This window comes from Campylobacter concisus (assembly GCF_902460575.1).
In the GTDB taxonomy this organism is placed as follows: Bacteria; Campylobacterota; Campylobacteria; order Campylobacterales; family Campylobacteraceae; genus Campylobacter_A; species Campylobacter_A concisus_AW.
Genome location: NZ_CABPUY010000001.1, coordinates 560,801 through 577,643 on the forward strand (window position 1 = coordinate 560,801; position 16,843 = coordinate 577,643).

The following is a 16,843-nucleotide window of genomic DNA, read 5'->3' on the forward strand; positions in this document are numbered from 1 at the left end:
TTAAGCTAAAATCCACCCTTGCTTAATGCAAAATCCTTGCTCACAAAGTGAGCTAAATATCCATAAGGAGAAAAAATGAAACATTACGAGCTTTTATTTATTCTTAAGCCGACATTGACGGAAGAGGAAGTTAAAGCTAAGGTTGATTTCGTAAAAGAAGTCATAACAAAAAACGGCGGCGAGATCGCTACTGTCGTTGAGATGGGCACTAGAAAACTAGCTTATACCATCAAAAAATATGAGCGTGGAACATATTTTGTTATCTATTACAAAGCTCCACCAGCACTTCTTGCAGAGCTTACAAGAAACGTAAGAATCACAGAAGATATCATAAGATTTTTAAGCGTTAAATATGAAAACAAACGCGAAATTGCAGCTTGGGAAAGACTTTGCAAAGGTATCAAGCAAACTATAAAAAAAGAACCTCGCGAGCCAAGAGCGCCACGCGAGCCAAGAGCTGAAAAAGTAGACGAGCAAACATTTACAGAAGAATAATCAAGGATAAAAAATGTTCAATAAAGTAGTATTAGTTGGAAATTTAACCAGAGATATAGAGCTTAGATATACTACTAGCGGCGTTGCCATAGGAAATTCTAGTATAGCTGTGACACGCAAAATCACCTCAAATGGGGAAAGAAGAGATGAGACTTGCTTTATTGATATATCATTTTTTGGCAAGAGTGCAGAGATAGCAAACCAATATCTCAACAAGGGATCGAAGCTGCTTATCGAAGGAAGACTCAAATTTGATCAGTGGACCGACAATAACGGACAAAATCGCTCAAAACACTCTATCGCCGTTGAGAGCATGGAGATGCTTGGCTCAAATAACCAAACGCAACAAGGCGGATACTCTATGAATAGCCAAAATAGCGGTGGCTACGTACAGCAAGGCGGATATCAAAGTAACCAATATAACCGCCAACAAGAAACTAGACCACAAGCTGCACCGCAAAGAAAGCAAGAGAGTTATTCAGAAGTTCCTGATATAGACGTTGATGCTGATAGCTTCAACAACGAAGAAATACCGTTTTAATTTTAAAGGATAAAAAATGGCAGAAAAAAGAAAATATTCACGCAAATATTGCAAATTTACAGAAGCAAAGATTGATTTTATAGACTACAAAGACACTTCACTTTTGAAGTATTGCTTGTCAGAGAGATTTAAAATCATGCCAAGACGCCTAACTGGCACATCAAAAAGATACCAAGAGATGGTAGAAAAAGCGATCAAGAGAGCTCGCCACGCAGCTATCATACCTTACATAGTTGATCGCAAAGACGTAGTTTCAAACCCTTTTGAAGGTCTATAATCCATAAATTTTAGCCCTATCTTGGGCTAAAATTTTAAAAACTATTTTTAATCACTTCATTACAAATTTAAATATTCATTTTAATTAATATCAAAATTAAGAATACATGTCACCCATAAGGTAGCTAATCATTAATTATATTTTTTATATTTCAAGAACTATTTTACGTTTTGCGAGCAAACAAATACATACAGACATATTTAGTAATTTTTTTAGAGATAGAATTTATTGTTTTTTATCTTTTTCAGTCTGGACTTTATCTAGTTTTATATATCCCATTTCAACTAGCTTGTTATAAATTTGAGAGATTTTTGGTCCAGCAGCGCTACCGCCGTGACCGCCGTGCTCGACAACCATCGTTATGACATATTGCGGATCTTCATAAGGCGCATATGTCGTCATCCACGCGTGAGATCTTTGCAGATACGCCATATCCTCCTCTTTCATACGTTTCTTTTCAGTTTGCGAGATGCCAACGACCTGAGCTGTTCCAGTCTTTGCCGCAACCTTTACAAGACTTCCCACAAAGTGCCTATTTGCCGTACCTCTTGGGTGATTTGCCACCTCATACATCGCATGCCTAATGGCAGGTAGCTGTGACTTCTCAAACGGCGTAAAAGCATCATCTGTTGGCGTAAAATCAACATCCTTGCCATCGATACTCTTTAAAAAATGTGGCGTCACATTTAGCCCAGTTGCAAGGCCTGCTGTGTATTTAGCCACCTGCATAGGTGTGACTAGAAAATTTCCCTGTCCGATAGAGGTAATGAGCGTCTCGCCTTGAAACCACGCCTTGCCATACTTCCTCATCTTCCACTCCCTGCTTGGCAGCGTCCCCACAAATTCATTTGGCAAATCAACCTCCGTTTTCCTACCAAAGCCCATGCGCTCAAGTATCGGCACAATGGCGTCTATACCTATCTTTTGGCTACCCTTGTAAAAATAGTCATCGCAGCTCTCTCTAATGGCCGTGTTCATATTGACCGTGCCGTGACCATGCGAGTTCCAGCAGCGAAATTTACGCCCTCCAAGCTCATACGAGCCACTACAAAAAAAGCTATCATATTTGCTCATACCATTATCCAAAAAGGCAAGTGCCATACCCATTTTTACGACAGATCCTGGCGGGTAAAGGCCGTTTATTAGCTTATTTGTAAATGGGTGATCGACGTTTTTTACAAGCTCTTCCCACTCAGCCTGAGAAATTCCAAGCACAAAAGGATTTAGATCATACTCAGGAAAGCTTCCGGCTGCGATGATGGCGCCATCTTTTAAGCCCATAACTATGACGCTTCCTGCATCCTTACCAAAGACGTCAGCAACGAACTGCTGCAGCTCAAGATCGACGGCGAGCTTTATGTTTTGACTTTGTGGCGCTTGATAGCTCACCTGCTCGATCTCCTCATTTAGTGCATTTACCTTGATCTTTTTAAAGCCTTGAATTCCTTGCAAGATCGGGTTATAAAAGCGCTCTACGCCGCTTCTACCGATATAGTTTGTAAGCTTTGTCAAAGGGTCATTTTCCATATCTTTTTGGTTTGCCCTGCCGACGTAGCCGATGATGTGAGAGGCTAGGTCGTTGTATGGATAGTGGCGTTTTGATGCGGGCCTTATCTCTAAATTTTCACGCAGAGAAAGGGGTGCAAAAAATGGCAAAAATTTATCATAATCAACAAATTCGACCACGTTTATGAAGTCTTGGTTGTAGGCTGAATCGTTTTTGATATATTCATTTTTAAGCTTGGTGACGTTTAGATCACCAAATAGCGAGCCGATATAGGCTAGCTCATCGTCTAAAATTTTCACCTTTTTGTTTGCGCTAAGGTGCGGCTTTACATAGATAGAAAAGCCAAGACGATTGACCGCCATAGGCTTGTCGTGCGCATCAAAGATGATGCCTCTAACTGGCGGGATGTAGATAGTTTTTATCGCATTTTGCTCGGCGATCTCGTTGTAATAAGTGTTTGAATTGACACTTAGGTGGTAAATCCGCCCCAAAAGCATGATCCAAAAAAGAGCGATCACGCCAAAAACGATACGCATCCTCATAGCACTTTGTCCCTAAAAAGCACGATAGCAAGCACACTTTCAAGCGCTATGAAAAATAGATACTCTGCGCTAAAAGTCAAATTTGGCTCGTTTAAGACGTAGGCAAAAAGATTATTTACAAGAAAGGTTAGCACATACCCAGAGGCGACAAATATGATAAGCAGGCAGTTTCGCCACTTCATCGTCGTATAGAGCCAGTCTAGCACGAAGTTGTAAAATAGCAAAAACGCAATGATCGTTGAGAAGAGATAAAATCCATGAATTTGCTCAGCAAAGACCAAGAAAACGAGCGAAAAATACCACGAGGGTTTAAACTCATCATACTGCTTTTGCTTTCTTGAATACTCCAAAATCATATATGTAAAAAAGATGCCAATAAGTGGTGGTAAGAAGCCAAACTGCGTAGTTGCAATCTCGTAAGAGAGCAAAAAAATGACCCACCAAAAGCCTTTAAAAATTTTAATATCTAAGCTGCTTATGGTTTGCATTTTACCTACCAAGAGCGTGGTTTATGATAGCTTCCCGTGCCTTGTCGATGCCGCTTTTGCTGAGTGTCGAGACCAAAATGCCACTTGGGTCAAATTTCATTATCGCACTCTTTTGGCTTTGATTTAGCTTGTCGCTTTTTGTGTATAAATTTAAGATTTTCTGATCAGCTCTTAAAAAACTTTTTAGGTAAGAATCCACGTTTACGTCGATGTCTAGGTCAAAGTGCCTAGCGTCGATTAGATGTATAAAAAGTCTGATGTCGCTTCTAAATTTCAAAAACTCATCTAAATTTTTGCGCCACTCGTCGTGTTTTGACTTTGCCACTTTTGCGTAGCCAAAGCCTGGTAGATCGACCAAGATGAGCTTAAATTTCTCTTTTTCGCTCTCTTCCTTTTCCTCACAAAACTCAGCCTCAAAGAAATTTATAAGCTGCGTTTTGCCAGGAGTTGATGAGCTTTTGGCTAAATTTTTTTGATTTACAAGTGCGTTTATGAGGCTGCTTTTACCCACATTTGACCTGCCCAAAAAGACCACCTCGCTTGTCACAAAGCTTGGAGCCTCTTTTATGCTTGGGCTTGAAGTGATAAATTTAGCGCCAAGAGCCCTTATCACTTACTTTTATCCTCGATCTGAAAGATAAATTTAACCGGCTTTTTCTCATCGCTATTTACGCTATATGTGCCATCTTTTTGATTGACCACGATCTTGTCGCCATAGACATTTTTGTCAGTCTCTACCTCGTGCAAATAGCCATTGCCAGTTACTGTGTATGTCTGCTTTGCTGGCTCGTATGTAAGCGTATCACCCTTGCCGTCATAGTGCTTATCTTTCATAAAAATTTTAGCTCTAGCGTTGCCTGTGGCTACATATTTTACTGGCTGACGTTTCTTATCAAAATGCACCACAACTTTATTTGCTTTTAGCTCGTCGTATGAGCCTTTTTTGATATTTACATTGCCTACAAATTCGCTGATTTGCTTATTTTCATCTGCGAAAAAATCATTTGAAGTGATTTCAACTTGCTCTGCATTTAAAAATGTAAAGCCCAAAATCATCGCTAAAATCGCTGCTTTTCTTCTACCCATGCCCTTAACCCTTTTATCTGCGTTTGTTTTTTACCAAGATCATAGCTTCCACTATCCCCCAGTGCTTTGTCGCCATTTCTAGTGATGGTGAAATTTGCCTCTGATCTTACTATTTTTGTCTTTGTGTTATATATAACTTCATCGCTTTTAAATTTCAAACTATCGTTGTTTTCATAGTTTGCATTTTTTTGAAAGATTATCTCATCGTTTTGCGAGATAGCCTTGTCTGAGCTTAGAAAATGTCTTAAATTTCCCCTTAAAATTCTCGCTTTAAAGTCTAAAAACTCATCCCTATCACTATATCTATTTAGCTCGTCACTTTCATAAACTCCGCTTATCTTAGTTGAGTTTATCTCGTAATCAACCACGTCATTTACCTGCATATTTGATATCTTGGTATCAACCTTTAGCACGTTTGCTAGATATGGGTCTTGAGCCGCTAAAAATATCATCACAGCACTAAAAATAGCCACGACGAAGTAGAAAATTTTTACAACCAACGCTTAGACCACTCGTCGTATAACTTTTCTGATTTTATGATCATCTCGATCATCTCTCTAACAGCACCATTGCCACCTTTGTGCTTTAGCTTTGTCTTTACGTCAAGCTCTTTAATGGCATCTTTTGGCTTAAAACTCCAAGCAACTGCGTCTAAAATTTTATAGTCGTTATAGTCATCGCCAATGGCCGCTGCATTTTTAAAGCTAAGCCCTTCAAATTTTAGTATCTCGCTTGCTACCTCAAATTTATCGCCAACGCCTTGATAGACGTGATTTATCTTTAGATCCTCAGCCCTTCGCTCAACGATAGCTGACTTTCTACCAGTGATGATAGCCACTTTCTTGCCAAGCTTTAGCCAGCTCTCTATCGCGTAGCCATCTTTTACATCAAAAAATTTAAGCTCTTCGCCATTTGCATTGTAGATGATCTTGCCATCAGTGAGGCACCCATCAACGTCTAAAAATATAATTTCTATCATAAAACGCCCTTAGTGCTTGGAGTGCCGATCCTTGCATTTTTAGCAAGCGCTCTGCGGAGTGCGACGGCAAATGATTTAAAAGTTGCTTCGATGATGTGATGAGTATTTTTGCCACGAATTTGATTTAGATGAAGAGTGATAGCTGAATTTATAGCAACTGCTCTAAAAAACTCTTCCACAAGCTCAGTGTCAAACTCGCCAACCTTGGCATTTTCATTGAAATTTTCATATACGAGGTAGGCTCTATTGCTAAGATCTAGCGCACAAAAAACAGCCGCCTCGTCCATAACAACGCTCGCCTCACCAAACCTCTCAACACCGCTTAATGGATATAAAGCCTCTTTTAAAAGCTGTCCCAAAACTATGCCAACATCCTCAACGCTGTGGTGAAAATCCACATGCGTATCGCCCTTGCATGAAATTTCAAGATCAAGCAAAGAGTGCTTGGTAAAAGCTTCAAGCATATGGTCAAAAAAGCCTATGCCTGTGTTAATCTTTGCAACTCCAGAGCCGTAAATTTTAAGTTTCATCGAGATTTGCGTCTCTTTTGTGTTTCTAGTTAGTTCTAAAATTTCCTCTCTCACGCCCTAACCTCTTACTATAAATGCGCCTTGGAATTTACCGCTTCTTGCGTAATCCCTAGCCTCGTCCTCGCTTCTAAAGCCATTTAAAAATACCCTATAAATAGTTGAGCCATCTATCGTAAATGTCTTAACGACTGATCTATAGCCATCTATGCTTTTGTGTTCTCTTTGGTATCTATTTGCGCCTTCAAGGTTTTTAAATGAGCCAATTTGTACCATAAAATCTCCGCCCACAACGCGTTGCTCTGATGAGATCACGATGCCGCCAACTGGGGCCGTTGGAGAGACTGGATTTGGCACTTTTATGCCAGTGCTTGTTGGTTTTGTTGGTTGCGCGCTAGCAGTTGTAACAGCGTTAATGTCTTCATTAAAGCCGATAACCTCCATACTAACTGGAGCTGTGCCAGTGCCGATGACATCAAGCTTCATCGCGGCTGCTTTTGAAAGATCAAGCACCCTGTCAGCTACAAAAGGTCCTCTGTCATTTACACGCACGATAACACTTTTTTGATTTCTTAAATTTGTTACTTTAAGTATTGTATTCATCGGCAAAGTCTTATGCGCCGCAGTCATATTATACATATTATAAACTTCGCCATTTGAGGTCGTTTTGCCATGAAAATTTGGACCATACCAGCTTGCCGTTCCGCTAGCTTTGTCGCCGACACTTACGACAGTTGGATAGTAGGTTTTGCCGTTTATCGTGTAAGGTCTCATTGTTGCTTTTTGAACTGAGGCGGAGTTATTGCCTCTTACATTAGTTGGGCCACTTGGAGTAAATGGAGCCCCACTCCAAGAACAGCCAGTGATTAGAAGTGTAAAACTTAGTCCTAAGTAGAAATTTAGGCTCTTACGGTATGACAATATTTGCTCCGACATTTAAATTTGAACTAGCCAAAGAATTTGCATCTTTTAGATCTTTTTCGCTTACATTAAATTTCTTTGATAAAGATGCGATCGTATCGCCTGTTTGAACTACATAGTTGTGAGATTTGTTTTGAGTAGAAAAAGGGATGATTAGTTTTTGATTATAGCTTACTGCATTTGTGCTAAGCTCGTTGTAGTCCTTGATCGCTCTGTGGCTAACGCCTGTTTTTTTAGAGATAGAAAGCAGGGTCTCGCCTTTTTTTACTGTGTATGTGTAGAAGTTATTTTTACCATTAAATGGTTTGAAATTATCTGAGAAAAGTTGCTTTTTATTTTCAGGGATATAAACGTAATAATCTTTTAAAGTTGGAGGAGTAAATACAAATTTTAAATGTGGGTTATTGCTTTTCATCTTTTTTGTGCTAAGACCGATGCTGTCGCCTATCTGTGCTAAATTTGTACCGCCTGGCACTTTTACTTTCGTAAGTCTTAATCCGCCATTTATGTTTAGTAAAGACGACTCTTTAGATATCAAAAAGTCCGCATCTTTTGCAATATATGCCGCTCTTAAAATTTTAATGATAAAATTTCTAGTCTCAGCTGGGAGGTATTTTTTCTCAGCATCAAGAAGTGTTACAAGATCGTCTGTGCCAGCTTTTTGTATAGCTTTTTTTAATGCACCATCGCCGCAGTTATATGCCATTGCCGCCAAGTACCATTTGCCAAATTGATTTTTAAGTGATCTTAGATAGTTTGTAGCTGCGACAGTTGATTCAACCGGATCTTTTCTCTCATCGGTGTATTGTCCTACTTTTAGGCCGTGAATTTTAGCTGTTTGCTCCATAAATTGCCACATACCAGTAGCTTTAGCATTTGAGACAGTGTGATTTGAAAAGCCTGACTCTATCATCGCTAGGTAGAAAAATGACTCAGGTACGCCTGATTTTTTGATCTGCTCTTTAATCATTGGTATATACATATAGCCATTTTTCAAGGCATCTGTAAATGTTCTTACCTGTGAGTTTTGTATGCCTTGTCTCATCTTTGCATAGTGAGAAGTTTTCATAAAGCTAGCATCGATGTCTAGCTCTTTTAAAATTTTAACCTGAGTGTCATAAGAGCTCTTCTCAGGCGCGTTTGCTAGTAGCAAGGTGCTACATGCAAATAATAAAAATATCTTAAGCATTGCTTTCATTTCTATCCTTTTTCGTGTCAAAGCTTAATGATGCTAGCATCTTAAGCAAGCACAATGCCCAAAATTTAGGCAAAGCACTTAAATAACCTTTTGGCATTATCTGAAGTCGTTTTACAAACTACTTCAAAATCAAGGTTTAAAATTTCAGCTATCTTTTTAGCAACAAATGTCGTAAACGCCGGCTCATTTCTCTTGCCACGATTTGGTTCTGGCGTGAGATAAGGGGCGTCAGTCTCTATCAATACCCTATCAAAAGGAATCTTTGGCAGAATTTCAACTAAATTCTTAGCGTTTTTAAACGTCAAAACACCACCTATGCCAAAGTAAAAATTCCCAATTTTACAAAGCTCCAAAAGAAGTGGCGAAGCATTATAACAATGCAAAACCGCTCCAGCTTCAAGCTTTGGCGCATACTCTTTTAAAATGTTAAAAGAGTCCTCATTAGCCTCTCTGATGTGGAGGATAACGGGTTTTTTTAACTCAACAGCCAAATCAAGTTGAGCTAAAAAAACACGTTTTTGATCAGCTTTTTCTCTTATCTTTTCTTCTTCATCTTTTGGCAAGCGGTAGTAGTCAAGCCCACATTCACCGATAGCCACGCACTTTTTATCTTTGGCAAATTCTCTTAAAGTCTCTATATTAAAATTCTCTTTATCATAGGGATGAACTCCAACGGCAAAGAAAATATCACTTTTTTCGTGCGCTATTTTAGCCGCTTTTGGTAAATCATTAATATCAGCTCCAGGGATAATAAAGCCTTTTAGCCCTAAATTTCTGGCTTCAGATAAAATTTGCTCTAGGTCAAAATCATAAACTTTACTATCCAAATGACAATGCGTATCTATAATCATAAAGCTATTTCTACCCTATTTCTACCATTTTCTTTTGCGACATAAAGCGCTGAGTCGCAAGCTTCAAGCATATCATCTACCTCGCAGTGACCTTTTCCAAAAGATATGCCGATAGAGACGGTCACTCTTACGATCTTATCTTTTATGATTACCTCATTTTCAGCCACTTTTGCTCTTAAATTTACAAAAAATTTAATCGCCTCTTCTTTTGCTATCTTTTTAAGAACGACACAAAACTCCTCGCCACCAAACCTAGCGACCACATCTCTTCCTTTTGTGTTGTCAGTTAGTATCTTTGCGAGTGATTTTAGTATCTTGTCGCCACCATCATGTCCGTATGTGTCATTTATCTTTTTAAAATGATCTATATCAAGCATAGCAAACGCATAAGGCTCATCAAGCTCTTCAGCTGTTTGAACGTATTCTTCTATATCTTGGTAGAAATATCTTCTATTATAAGCGCCAGTTAAAAAGTCGCGGTTAGCAAAATTTGCTATCTTATTTATATTCTCCATCGCCTCGATAGTGTTATTTATACGACAAATAAGCTCTTCTTTAGAAAATGGCTTTGCTATAAAGTCACTAGCTCCATTTTTTAAAAATATCGCAGCATCTGTTTTTTCGCTAGGCGAGGTCATCACGATCACGCCAAGGTGGTTTTTATCTTTCTCTTTTCTCACCTCTTTTAAGACTTCTAAACCATCTTTGACAGGCATTCTATAGTCAGTTATGATTAAATTTATATCAGGATTATCAGCAAAATAGCTCATCGCCTCTTCGCCGTGGGCTGCTGCTAGGACCTTAAACTGAAGGCTAGTTAAGATTTTTTTTATCATATTTCTAAAAGGCAGCGAGTCCTCAACGACAAGGACTTTGTATTGTCTATTTTTACTTAGTCTATTTATCATTTGAAAGATGTAGTTGATATCATCCATGTTGCCCTTATAGACGTAATCAACTATGTCTTTGTTTATAAAAAATTCTTTCGTCTTATCATCGATGCTGCCAGTTAAAACGATAGCACAGAGCCCTTGTGCAAGGACATAATCAACGATCTCACCATTTGGTGCGTCGGGCAAATTTAGATCCAAGATAGTCATAAAATAATCTTTGCCGTGCTCGCTAATAAGCATCTTGGCTTCGGCAAAATCATACGCAACGTCGATCGCCATATCCTCAATGCTCTTTTCCATCTGCATGACGATTAGCTTAGCAAGTGCCTTATTATCATCAACTACTAGAATTCTTTCCATATTATTCCTGTGATTTTTTATTAAACTAGCTTGGATTTTAACAAATAAACCTAATCACAAAGCTTAAATTTAAAACTTAAATTTCAAGCTATTTTAAAAGTCCTTTTGCAAAATTTATCGCCTCTTCGCTGATATGCTCGCCACTTATCATACGCGCAAGCTCATTTACACGCTCCTCTTTGTCAAGCTCTCTTACGACCGAGCTCTCACCGTGGCGCTCCACTAAAAAGTGCGAATTTGCCTTTGAGCTAAGCTGTGGCTGGTGCGAAATGGCAAAAATTTGATAGAAATTTGCAAGCTTGAGCAAGACATTTGCAATACTCATCGCCTCTTTTCCACTTAAATTTGCATCTATTTCGTCTAAAATGATGACGTCGCCGCCCGTTTTTGTGATCTCACTAGATGCAGCTATAAAAGCTAGCCTTAGGCGGTTTAGCTCGCCTGAGCTTAAATTTTTAAGCGAGGTCTCATTTAAATTTAAACAAACCTCATCAACTCCCAAAATATCAAGCTTTTTGCCATCAATCCTTAGCGTGATATCTGGCATATAAAGCTCTTTTAGGTATAAATTTATCATCGCCTCAAGCTCTTTTAAATTTACGCTCCTTGCCTTGCTTAAAGTGCTGGCTAGCTCATTTGCCTTTTTGCTTAAAGTTTCAAATTTCTTCTCAAGCTCGCTCTTTTCAAAGCTTAAATTTTCATACCTGGCAAGCTCTTTTTCCTTTTTAGCAAGCGCTTCTAACGCCTCCTCCTCGCTGCCGTAGCGCCTGATGATGGCATTAAGAGCTTCTATCCTATCAAGCACGCTCTCTACGTCGATATCGTCAAGCTCCTCCATATTTAGGCTATCTCTTGCGACCCTTAGCTCATTCATCGCATCTTCAAAAAAGCCGTTGTCAAGATCGCTGATGCTTAGCGCCTCATTTACGCTGTGCTCTAGCTCAAATATCCGCTCAGCCCTAGCCCACGCTTCATTTATCTTGTCTTTTTTACTAAGCCTTTTTTTAGTTTCCATAAGCTCTTCAAACTCGCCTTTTTTAGGCCCAACGCTTCTTATCTTCTCGATCTCAAAGCTAGCAAGCTCCTTTAGCTCCTCGACCTTTTTCTCTTCCTCTTTTATAGTGGCTAGCTCTTTTGAAATTTTAGAAAATTCCAAAAACACCTCTTCAAATTCCTGCTTTATCTCTTTAAATTTCTCATTTTTTGAAATTTCAAGCCTGTCAAGCAAATTTAGAAATTTCTCATTTTCAAATTCATTTGCCTCTTTTGCCGAGAGATATTTGATGTGCTCGCGCGCCACTTGGGCTAAATTTTTCTTTGAGATGGCTTGTTGGTTTATAAAATACCTCGTGCTCTTATCTTTTAAAAGCTTGAAAATATTGACCTCTTCGTTTTCTATGCCAAACTCATCAAGCTCAAATTTATGCTCAACGTCAGCTTCTATCAGCCTTGCCTCGCTATCTTTTAGCCCAAAAACAGCCATAATAGCACTCATCAGCACCGACTTACCAGCACCACTGACGCCCGTAAATACGCTAAGACCCTCTTTGAAATTTAGCTCAACATTTTTAAAATTTAGATAATCCTTAATCAAAATTCGATCAATCATTATAACCCCAGTGAAGTTTCTCTTTTAAAATTTGGAAATAATCCCTGCCGATGTGGCGTATCAGCCTCGCTTTTTTCTCGCTCAGACTCATGCTGACGGCTGAAATTTTACTCATATCAAATCGGTCTTGGCCGTCTAGAACCAAAATGGCGTCGCTTTTTGTTCTAAATTTGACCGTGTGATTTTTCGTAAGCACGACTGGACGCTGCGTGAGTGAGTGCGAGCAGATGGGAGTTAGCGCAAAGACCTCGCTTAGTGGATAGATGATAGGGCCATTTGCGCTCATATTATATGCCGTTGTGCCAGCAGGTGTCGCCACTATGACGCCGTCTCCAAAATATGAGTTAAAATATTTTTCATTTAAAAGTGCCTCGATATGCGTCATAGAGCCGCCATTTTTACTAACGATGACTGCGTCGTTAAATGCTATCTTTTTCTCAGTTTTGCCATCATTTTTGTGAAGCGTAACATCAAGCATAAAAGGCGTTTCTACTTCAAATTTATCATCAAAAAAGTCTTTAAAAAACTTCTCGCTCTCATTTATCGTGATATCTGTTAAAAAGCCTAGCCTGCCAGCGTGTATGCCAAGGATGAGCGGCGAGATGTGAGCTAGCTTTCTACAAGTTGAGATGATCGTGCCATCACCGCCAAGAGTGATAAGAAATTCGCACTCTTTGGCTAGTTTTATCAGCTCAAAGCCACTTTTTTCTACCTGTTTTGCACAGCTTTTTTCAAGCAAAATTTCTGCGTTATACTTTTTTAAAATTTTTTCTAGCTTTGCTAAATCCTGCTTAAATAATGGATAATCTTTCGCGACAAGTCCCACTTTTTTGGCGTTTGTGGTATTAAATTTTTGTTCATTTTTCATAGAAATGATTGTAACATATTTTATTTTAACAAAGCTTTTCAAAAGAAAAAAGCGATTATAATTGCCTAAAAAACATTGCAAAGGAGCATTTTATGCGAAGTCATTATTGCACCGATCTTAGCAAAGCTGACATCGGCAAAGAAGTAATACTTTGTGGCTGGGCAAACACATATAGAGACCACGGTGGCGTTGTTTTCATCGACTTAAGAGACGTTAGCGGGCTTATACAACTAGTTTGTGACCCTGCTGACAGCAAAGAAGCACACGACGTGGCTGCGAAAGTAAGAGATGAATATGTCTTAAAAGCAAAAGGAAAAGTAAGAGCTAGGGGCGAAGGACTAACTAATCCAAAGCTAAAAACTGGCGAGATAGAGGTGATAGTAAGCGAGCTAATCATCGAAAATCCAAGCGAGCCACTACCATTTATGATAGGCGATGAGAGCGTAAATGAGGACATCAGGCTAAAATACCGCTTTTTAGACCTTAGAAGCGAGCGCTTGCAAAATATCTTTAAAATGCGTTCTCGCGCGGCGATCGCAGCTAGAAACAGCCTAGACAAAATGGGCTTTATCGAGTTTGAAACTCCAGTTTTAACACGTGCAACTCCAGAAGGTGCGAGAGACTACCTAGTGCCAAGCCGTGTATATCCAGGCCAATTTTACGCGCTTCCACAAAGCCCACAGCTATTTAAACAACTTTTGATGTGTTCTGGCTTTGATAAGTATTTTCAGATAGCAAAATGCTTCCGCGACGAGGACTTAAGGGCTGATCGCCAACCAGAATTTACTCAAATAGATATCGAAATGAGCTTTGTCGAGCAAGAAGATATCATAAATATGGCTGAGACTATGCTAAAAGATATCTTTAAAGCCTGCGGACACGACATCAAAACGCCATTTAGACGCATGAGCTACAAAGAGGCGACTGAGACTTACGGCTCAGACAAGCCTGACCTTAGATATGATCTAAAAATGATCGATGTGATCGATATTTTTGAGCGCTCAAGCAATGAAATTTTTAGCTCTATCGCAAAAGATAAGAAGAAAAACCGCATAAAAGCGCTAAAAGTGCCAAATGGCGACAACATCTTTAGTAAGCGCGAGATGAATAGATTTGAGGAATTTGTACGTAAATTTGGCGCGCAAGGACTTGGATACTTCCAGATGAAAGAAGATGGTTTAAAAGGCCCGCTTTGCAAATTTTTCGAGCAAAGCGATCTTGACGAGATCGTCTCAAGATGTGAGCTAAAAGTTGGCGACGTCGTATTCTTTGGTGCTGGCAAGAAAAAAATCGTGCTTGATTATATGGGACGATTTAGAATTTTCTTGGCTGAACAAATGGGCATCATCGATCAAGATAGACTTGAGTTTTTATGGGTGCTTGACTTCCCGATGTTTGAGCAAAATGACGATGGCAGCTACTCTGCGATGCACCATCCATTTACAATGCCAAAAAATATAGACGAGCCTGATCTTGAAGATATCCTCTCTATCGCTCACGACGTCGTCTTAAACGGCTTTGAGCTTGGCGGCGGAAGTATAAGAATTCACAAAAACGACATCCAACAAAAAGTCTTTAAGCTTCTTGGCATAGATGAAGCCGAGCAGCGTGAGAAATTTGGCTTCTTGCTTGATGCCTTGACATTTGGTGCGCCTCCACATGGTGGTATCGCGATCGGCTTTGACAGACTAAATATGCTTGTAAATAAAGCAAGCTCGATCCGCGACGTCATAGCCTTCCCTAAAACACAGCGCGCTCAGTGCCCACTCACAAAGGCACCAAGTCACGCTAGCAACGAGCAGCTTAGGGAGCTAGGACTAAGGATAAGAGAAAAAGAGCAAAAGGCTTAAAATTTTGCAATAAATTTAGACTTTTAGATGTCTAAATTTGAGTTATTTTAAAAATTTAAATTTTTGAGATGAATTTGGATGTTGTGCAGAAAATTTCATCCCAAAGCTAGACATATAGTCTGCTGCAGGGTGAAATTTTCAAACTCATTCAAAGGCGCTCAAAAAATATAAAAAAGGGAAAAAATGAAGAATTTATTTTTAATCATCGGCGCTCCAGGCAGCGGCAAAACAACAGATGCATCTATCATCGCACAGCATGATGAGAAATTTGCACACTTTTCAACTGGCGATCTTTTAAGAGCCGAAGTCGCAAGCGGTAGCGAGCTTGGCAAGCTGATAGATGGCTTTATCTCAAAAGGAAATTTGGTCCCACTTGACGTTGTCGTAAATGCGATCGTCTCAGCCATCAAAAGCTCAAATAAATCAAACATCATAATCGACGGCTACCCAAGAAGCGTTGAGCAAATGACTGAGCTTGACAAAGTCTTAAGCGAGCAAGATGAAATTTCTCTAAAAGGCGTCATCGAAGTAGATGTCAGCGAAGATGTGGCAAGAACTAGAGTGCTTGGCCGTGCAAGAGGCGCTGACGATAACAACGAAGTCTTTAACAACCGTATGAAAGTATATCTTGATCCGATCAAACCTATCCGCAAATTTTACAGCGAAAAAGAGCTACTTCACGTGGTAAATGGCGAGCGTGGCATCGACGAAATCGTAGCTGACATCAAAAATTTACTAGCTAAACTTATATAAATTAACAAACCTTGCATCAAAAGGTGCAAGGTTTTAAAACTTACCATTTATTAACACCAAAAATGTAATATCCTTTAAATTTAACAACCAACCAAAAAGTATAAAAATGAAAAAAATCTTCATCGCTTCACTGGCTGCTAGCATCGCAATGGCTGGAGGCTTTGTCTCAAATCACAAAAGCGAAAATGTTATAAGCGTAAAAGAGGCTTTAAAACTAAATGACGATGCCAAAGTCGTGCTTGAGGGCAAGATAAAAGTCACACATCAAATCAGACAAATATGAATTTGTTGATAAAAATGGCGACACTATTATTGTTGAGATCGACAATAACAAGTGGGGCAATGTAACAGCTAACGAAGACACGCTTTTAAGAATAAGAGGCGAAGTGGATAAAGAGCTTACAAAAACGAAGATCGACGTAGATAGCGTAGAGGTTGTAAAGTAGTTAAATTTACGAGTATTTAATGCAAAAAATACTAAAATCACGAAAATTTCTAATAAAAAGGACAAATATATGGACGTTTCAAAGATCAAATTTGGCTCAAATCCAGACAAAATCAATGCCGTAATCGAAATACCTTATGGCTCAAATATCAAATACGAGATCGACAAAGATAGCGGTGCAGTCGTAGTTGATCGCGTGCTTTACTCAGCAATGTTCTACCCAGCAAACTACGGCTTTGTGCCAAACACACTAGCAGCTGACGGCGATCCAGCTGATATTTTGGTGCTAAACGAGTATCCACTCCAAGCTGGTAGCGTCATCCCTTGCCGTTTAATAGGCGTTTTAGTAATGGAGGATGAAGCAGGCATGGACGAGAAGCTTTTGGCAGTGCCAGTTACAAAGATCGATCCAAGATATGAGGCGATAAAAAGCTACGAAGACTTGCCAACTGCGACACTAAATAAGATCAAAAATTTCTTTGAAACTTATAAAATTCTCGAGCCAAACAAATGGGTTAAAGTGAAAGAATTTAAAGATGCAAACGCTGCAAAAGAGATTTTAGACGCTGCGATAAAAAATTATAAATAATTTATAAGCCCTATTTTAGGGCTTTTCTCTTTTAAATTTATCCATATTTATACATCGCATAAAA

At 39.2% G+C, this 16,843-nt stretch carries 21 protein-coding genes; 8 read left to right on the forward strand and 13 right to left on the reverse strand.

Translation table 11 applies throughout. From position 1 onward, the window contains the following. Positions 1-75: 75 nt before the first annotated feature. The 3 genes from rpsF to rpsR are packed head-to-tail and all read left to right on the forward strand — an operon-like array spanning position 76 to position 1,313. Positions 76-495: a 30S ribosomal protein S6 gene (rpsF, locus tag F3G76_RS02805; RefSeq protein ID WP_004317779.1), complete on the forward strand. Its 420-nt coding sequence runs from the start codon at positions 76-78 to the stop codon at positions 493-495. A 13-nt stretch (positions 496-508) separates the two neighbouring features. Beyond that, positions 509-1,036, forward strand: a complete 528-nt coding sequence (locus tag F3G76_RS02810; RefSeq protein WP_149705856.1) for a single-stranded DNA-binding protein — start codon at positions 509-511, stop codon at positions 1,034-1,036. A gap of 16 nt (positions 1,037-1,052) precedes the next feature. Continuing rightward, positions 1,053-1,313 carry a 30S ribosomal protein S18 gene (gene rpsR / locus F3G76_RS02815; RefSeq protein WP_004317775.1) on the forward strand — a complete coding sequence of 87 codons (261 nt, stop codon included), beginning with the start codon at positions 1,053-1,055 and terminating at the stop codon, positions 1,311-1,313. Positions 1,314-1,538: 225 nt separating this feature from the next. Here rpsR and mrdA read toward each other — a convergent pair whose 3' ends face one another. The 13 genes from mrdA to F3G76_RS02880 form a co-directional block, all read right to left on the reverse strand. Continuing rightward, a complete protein-coding gene (gene mrdA, locus F3G76_RS02820) occupies positions 1,539-3,362 on the reverse strand; it encodes a penicillin-binding protein 2 (protein ID WP_148823790.1) in 1,824 nt (607 codons plus the stop codon). Further along, positions 3,359-3,850 (reverse strand): hypothetical protein, encoded by a 492-nt coding sequence (locus F3G76_RS02825; RefSeq protein ID WP_021087205.1) that lies wholly within the window; start codon positions 3,848-3,850, stop codon positions 3,359-3,361. The genes mrdA and F3G76_RS02825 overlap by 4 nt, the downstream gene beginning before the upstream one ends. A 1-nt stretch (position 3,851) precedes the next feature. Beyond that, a complete protein-coding gene (gene yihA / locus F3G76_RS02830) occupies positions 3,852-4,463 on the reverse strand; it encodes a ribosome biogenesis GTP-binding protein YihA/YsxC (protein WP_087582548.1) in 612 nt (203 codons plus the stop codon). Then, entirely contained in the window at positions 4,460-4,936 is a 477-nt protein-coding gene (lptA, locus tag F3G76_RS02835; RefSeq protein ID WP_103568007.1) for a lipopolysaccharide transport periplasmic protein LptA, read from the reverse strand. Before lptA ends, yihA begins: the two co-directional genes overlap by 4 nt. Beyond that, positions 4,909-5,436 carry an LPS export ABC transporter periplasmic protein LptC gene (gene lptC, locus F3G76_RS02840; RefSeq protein ID WP_021086384.1) on the reverse strand — a complete coding sequence of 176 codons (528 nt, stop codon included), beginning with the start codon at positions 5,434-5,436 and terminating at the stop codon, positions 4,909-4,911. Before lptC ends, lptA begins: the two co-directional genes overlap by 28 nt. Further along, on the reverse strand, positions 5,427-5,915 hold the full coding sequence (locus F3G76_RS02845; RefSeq protein ID WP_149705857.1) for a KdsC family phosphatase: 489 nt from the start codon (positions 5,913-5,915) through the stop codon (positions 5,427-5,429). The genes lptC and F3G76_RS02845 overlap by 10 nt, the downstream gene beginning before the upstream one ends. After that, a complete protein-coding gene (hisB, locus tag F3G76_RS02850; RefSeq protein ID WP_180996204.1) occupies positions 5,912-6,487 on the reverse strand; it encodes an imidazoleglycerol-phosphate dehydratase HisB in 576 nt (191 codons plus the stop codon). Before hisB ends, F3G76_RS02845 begins: the two co-directional genes overlap by 4 nt. Before the next feature lie 15 nt (positions 6,488-6,502). Further along, positions 6,503-7,363 carry a septal ring lytic transglycosylase RlpA family protein gene (locus tag F3G76_RS02855; protein ID WP_009294185.1) on the reverse strand — a complete coding sequence of 287 codons (861 nt, stop codon included), beginning with the start codon at positions 7,361-7,363 and terminating at the stop codon, positions 6,503-6,505. After that, positions 7,350-8,561: a lytic transglycosylase domain-containing protein gene (locus F3G76_RS02860; protein WP_149705452.1), complete on the reverse strand. Its 1,212-nt coding sequence runs from the start codon at positions 8,559-8,561 to the stop codon at positions 7,350-7,352. The genes F3G76_RS02855 and F3G76_RS02860 overlap by 14 nt, the downstream gene beginning before the upstream one ends. A 65-nt stretch (positions 8,562-8,626) precedes the next feature. Beyond that, a complete protein-coding gene (locus F3G76_RS02865) occupies positions 8,627-9,412 on the reverse strand; it encodes a TatD family hydrolase (protein WP_149705858.1) in 786 nt (261 codons plus the stop codon). Further along, a complete protein-coding gene (locus F3G76_RS02870) occupies positions 9,409-10,665 on the reverse strand; it encodes a GGDEF domain-containing response regulator (RefSeq protein WP_149705859.1) in 1,257 nt (418 codons plus the stop codon). Before F3G76_RS02870 ends, F3G76_RS02865 begins: the two co-directional genes overlap by 4 nt. Positions 10,666-10,753: 88 nt before the next feature. After that, entirely contained in the window at positions 10,754-12,274 is a 1,521-nt protein-coding gene (locus tag F3G76_RS02875) for an AAA family ATPase (protein ID WP_180996459.1), read from the reverse strand. Next, positions 12,267-13,142: an NAD(+) kinase gene (locus F3G76_RS02880; RefSeq protein WP_149705860.1), complete on the reverse strand. Its 876-nt coding sequence runs from the start codon at positions 13,140-13,142 to the stop codon at positions 12,267-12,269. Before F3G76_RS02880 ends, F3G76_RS02875 begins: the two co-directional genes overlap by 8 nt. A gap of 92 nt (positions 13,143-13,234) precedes the next feature. Here F3G76_RS02880 and aspS point away from each other — a divergent pair, with 92 nt between their 5' ends. The 5 genes from aspS (at position 13,235) to ppa (ending at position 16,779) form a co-directional block, all read left to right on the forward strand. Next, positions 13,235-14,992, forward strand: a complete 1,758-nt coding sequence (aspS, locus tag F3G76_RS02885; protein WP_149705861.1) for an aspartate--tRNA ligase — start codon at positions 13,235-13,237, stop codon at positions 14,990-14,992. A 183-nt stretch (positions 14,993-15,175) separates the two neighbouring features. Next, positions 15,176-15,745, forward strand: a complete 570-nt coding sequence (locus F3G76_RS02890) for an adenylate kinase (RefSeq protein ID WP_149705862.1) — start codon at positions 15,176-15,178, stop codon at positions 15,743-15,745. A gap of 106 nt (positions 15,746-15,851) precedes the next feature. Beyond that, the gene (locus F3G76_RS10985; protein ID WP_307772198.1) at positions 15,852-16,028 is read left to right on the forward strand and encodes a hypothetical protein; all 177 of its coding nucleotides are present in this window, start codon (positions 15,852-15,854) and stop codon (positions 16,026-16,028) included. Between the two features lie 28 nt (positions 16,029-16,056). Next, entirely contained in the window at positions 16,057-16,191 is a 135-nt protein-coding gene (locus F3G76_RS10990) for a NirD/YgiW/YdeI family stress tolerance protein (RefSeq protein ID WP_317454255.1), read from the forward strand. A 69-nt stretch (positions 16,192-16,260) separates the two neighbouring features. Further along, the gene (gene ppa, locus F3G76_RS02900; RefSeq protein ID WP_009294194.1) at positions 16,261-16,779 is read left to right on the forward strand and encodes an inorganic diphosphatase; all 519 of its coding nucleotides are present in this window, start codon (positions 16,261-16,263) and stop codon (positions 16,777-16,779) included. The last annotated feature ends 64 nt before the right edge of the window (positions 16,780-16,843 follow it).

What these genes read in the sequence shown, in the direction of transcription:
- rpsF (WP_004317779.1), top strand. Translation starts at nt 76, where the DNA reads ATGAAACATTACGAGCTTTTATTTATTCTTAAGCCGACATTGACGGAA.
- F3G76_RS02810 (WP_149705856.1), top strand. Translation starts at nt 509, where the DNA reads ATGTTCAATAAAGTAGTATTAGTTGGAAATTTAACCAGAGATATAGAG.
- rpsR (WP_004317775.1), top strand. Translation starts at nt 1,053, where the DNA reads ATGGCAGAAAAAAGAAAATATTCACGCAAATATTGCAAATTTACAGAA.
- mrdA (WP_148823790.1), bottom strand. Translation starts at nt 3,362, where the DNA reads ATGAGGATGCGTATCGTTTTTGGCGTGATCGCTCTTTTTTGGATCATG.
- F3G76_RS02825 (WP_021087205.1), bottom strand. Translation starts at nt 3,850, where the DNA reads ATGCAAACCATAAGCAGCTTAGATATTAAAATTTTTAAAGGCTTTTGG.
- lptA (WP_103568007.1), bottom strand. Translation starts at nt 4,936, where the DNA reads ATGGGTAGAAGAAAAGCAGCGATTTTAGCGATGATTTTGGGCTTTACA.
- F3G76_RS02845 (WP_149705857.1), bottom strand. Translation starts at nt 5,915, where the DNA reads ATGATAGAAATTATATTTTTAGACGTTGATGGGTGCCTCACTGATGGC.
- F3G76_RS02860 (WP_149705452.1), bottom strand. Translation starts at nt 8,561, where the DNA reads ATGAAAGCAATGCTTAAGATATTTTTATTATTTGCATGTAGCACCTTG.
- F3G76_RS02865 (WP_149705858.1), bottom strand. Translation starts at nt 9,412, where the DNA reads ATGATTATAGATACGCATTGTCATTTGGATAGTAAAGTTTATGATTTT.
- F3G76_RS02870 (WP_149705859.1), bottom strand. Translation starts at nt 10,665, where the DNA reads ATGGAAAGAATTCTAGTAGTTGATGATAATAAGGCACTTGCTAAGCTA.
- F3G76_RS02875 (WP_180996459.1), bottom strand. Translation starts at nt 12,274, where the DNA reads ATGATTGATCGAATTTTGATTAAGGATTATCTAAATTTTAAAAATGTT.
- F3G76_RS02880 (WP_149705860.1), bottom strand. Translation starts at nt 13,142, where the DNA reads ATGAAAAATGAACAAAAATTTAATACCACAAACGCCAAAAAAGTGGGA.
- aspS (WP_149705861.1), top strand. Translation starts at nt 13,235, where the DNA reads ATGCGAAGTCATTATTGCACCGATCTTAGCAAAGCTGACATCGGCAAA.
- F3G76_RS02890 (WP_149705862.1), top strand. Translation starts at nt 15,176, where the DNA reads ATGAAGAATTTATTTTTAATCATCGGCGCTCCAGGCAGCGGCAAAACA.
- F3G76_RS10985 (WP_307772198.1), top strand. Translation starts at nt 15,852, where the DNA reads ATGAAAAAAATCTTCATCGCTTCACTGGCTGCTAGCATCGCAATGGCT.
- ppa (WP_009294194.1), top strand. Translation starts at nt 16,261, where the DNA reads ATGGACGTTTCAAAGATCAAATTTGGCTCAAATCCAGACAAAATCAAT.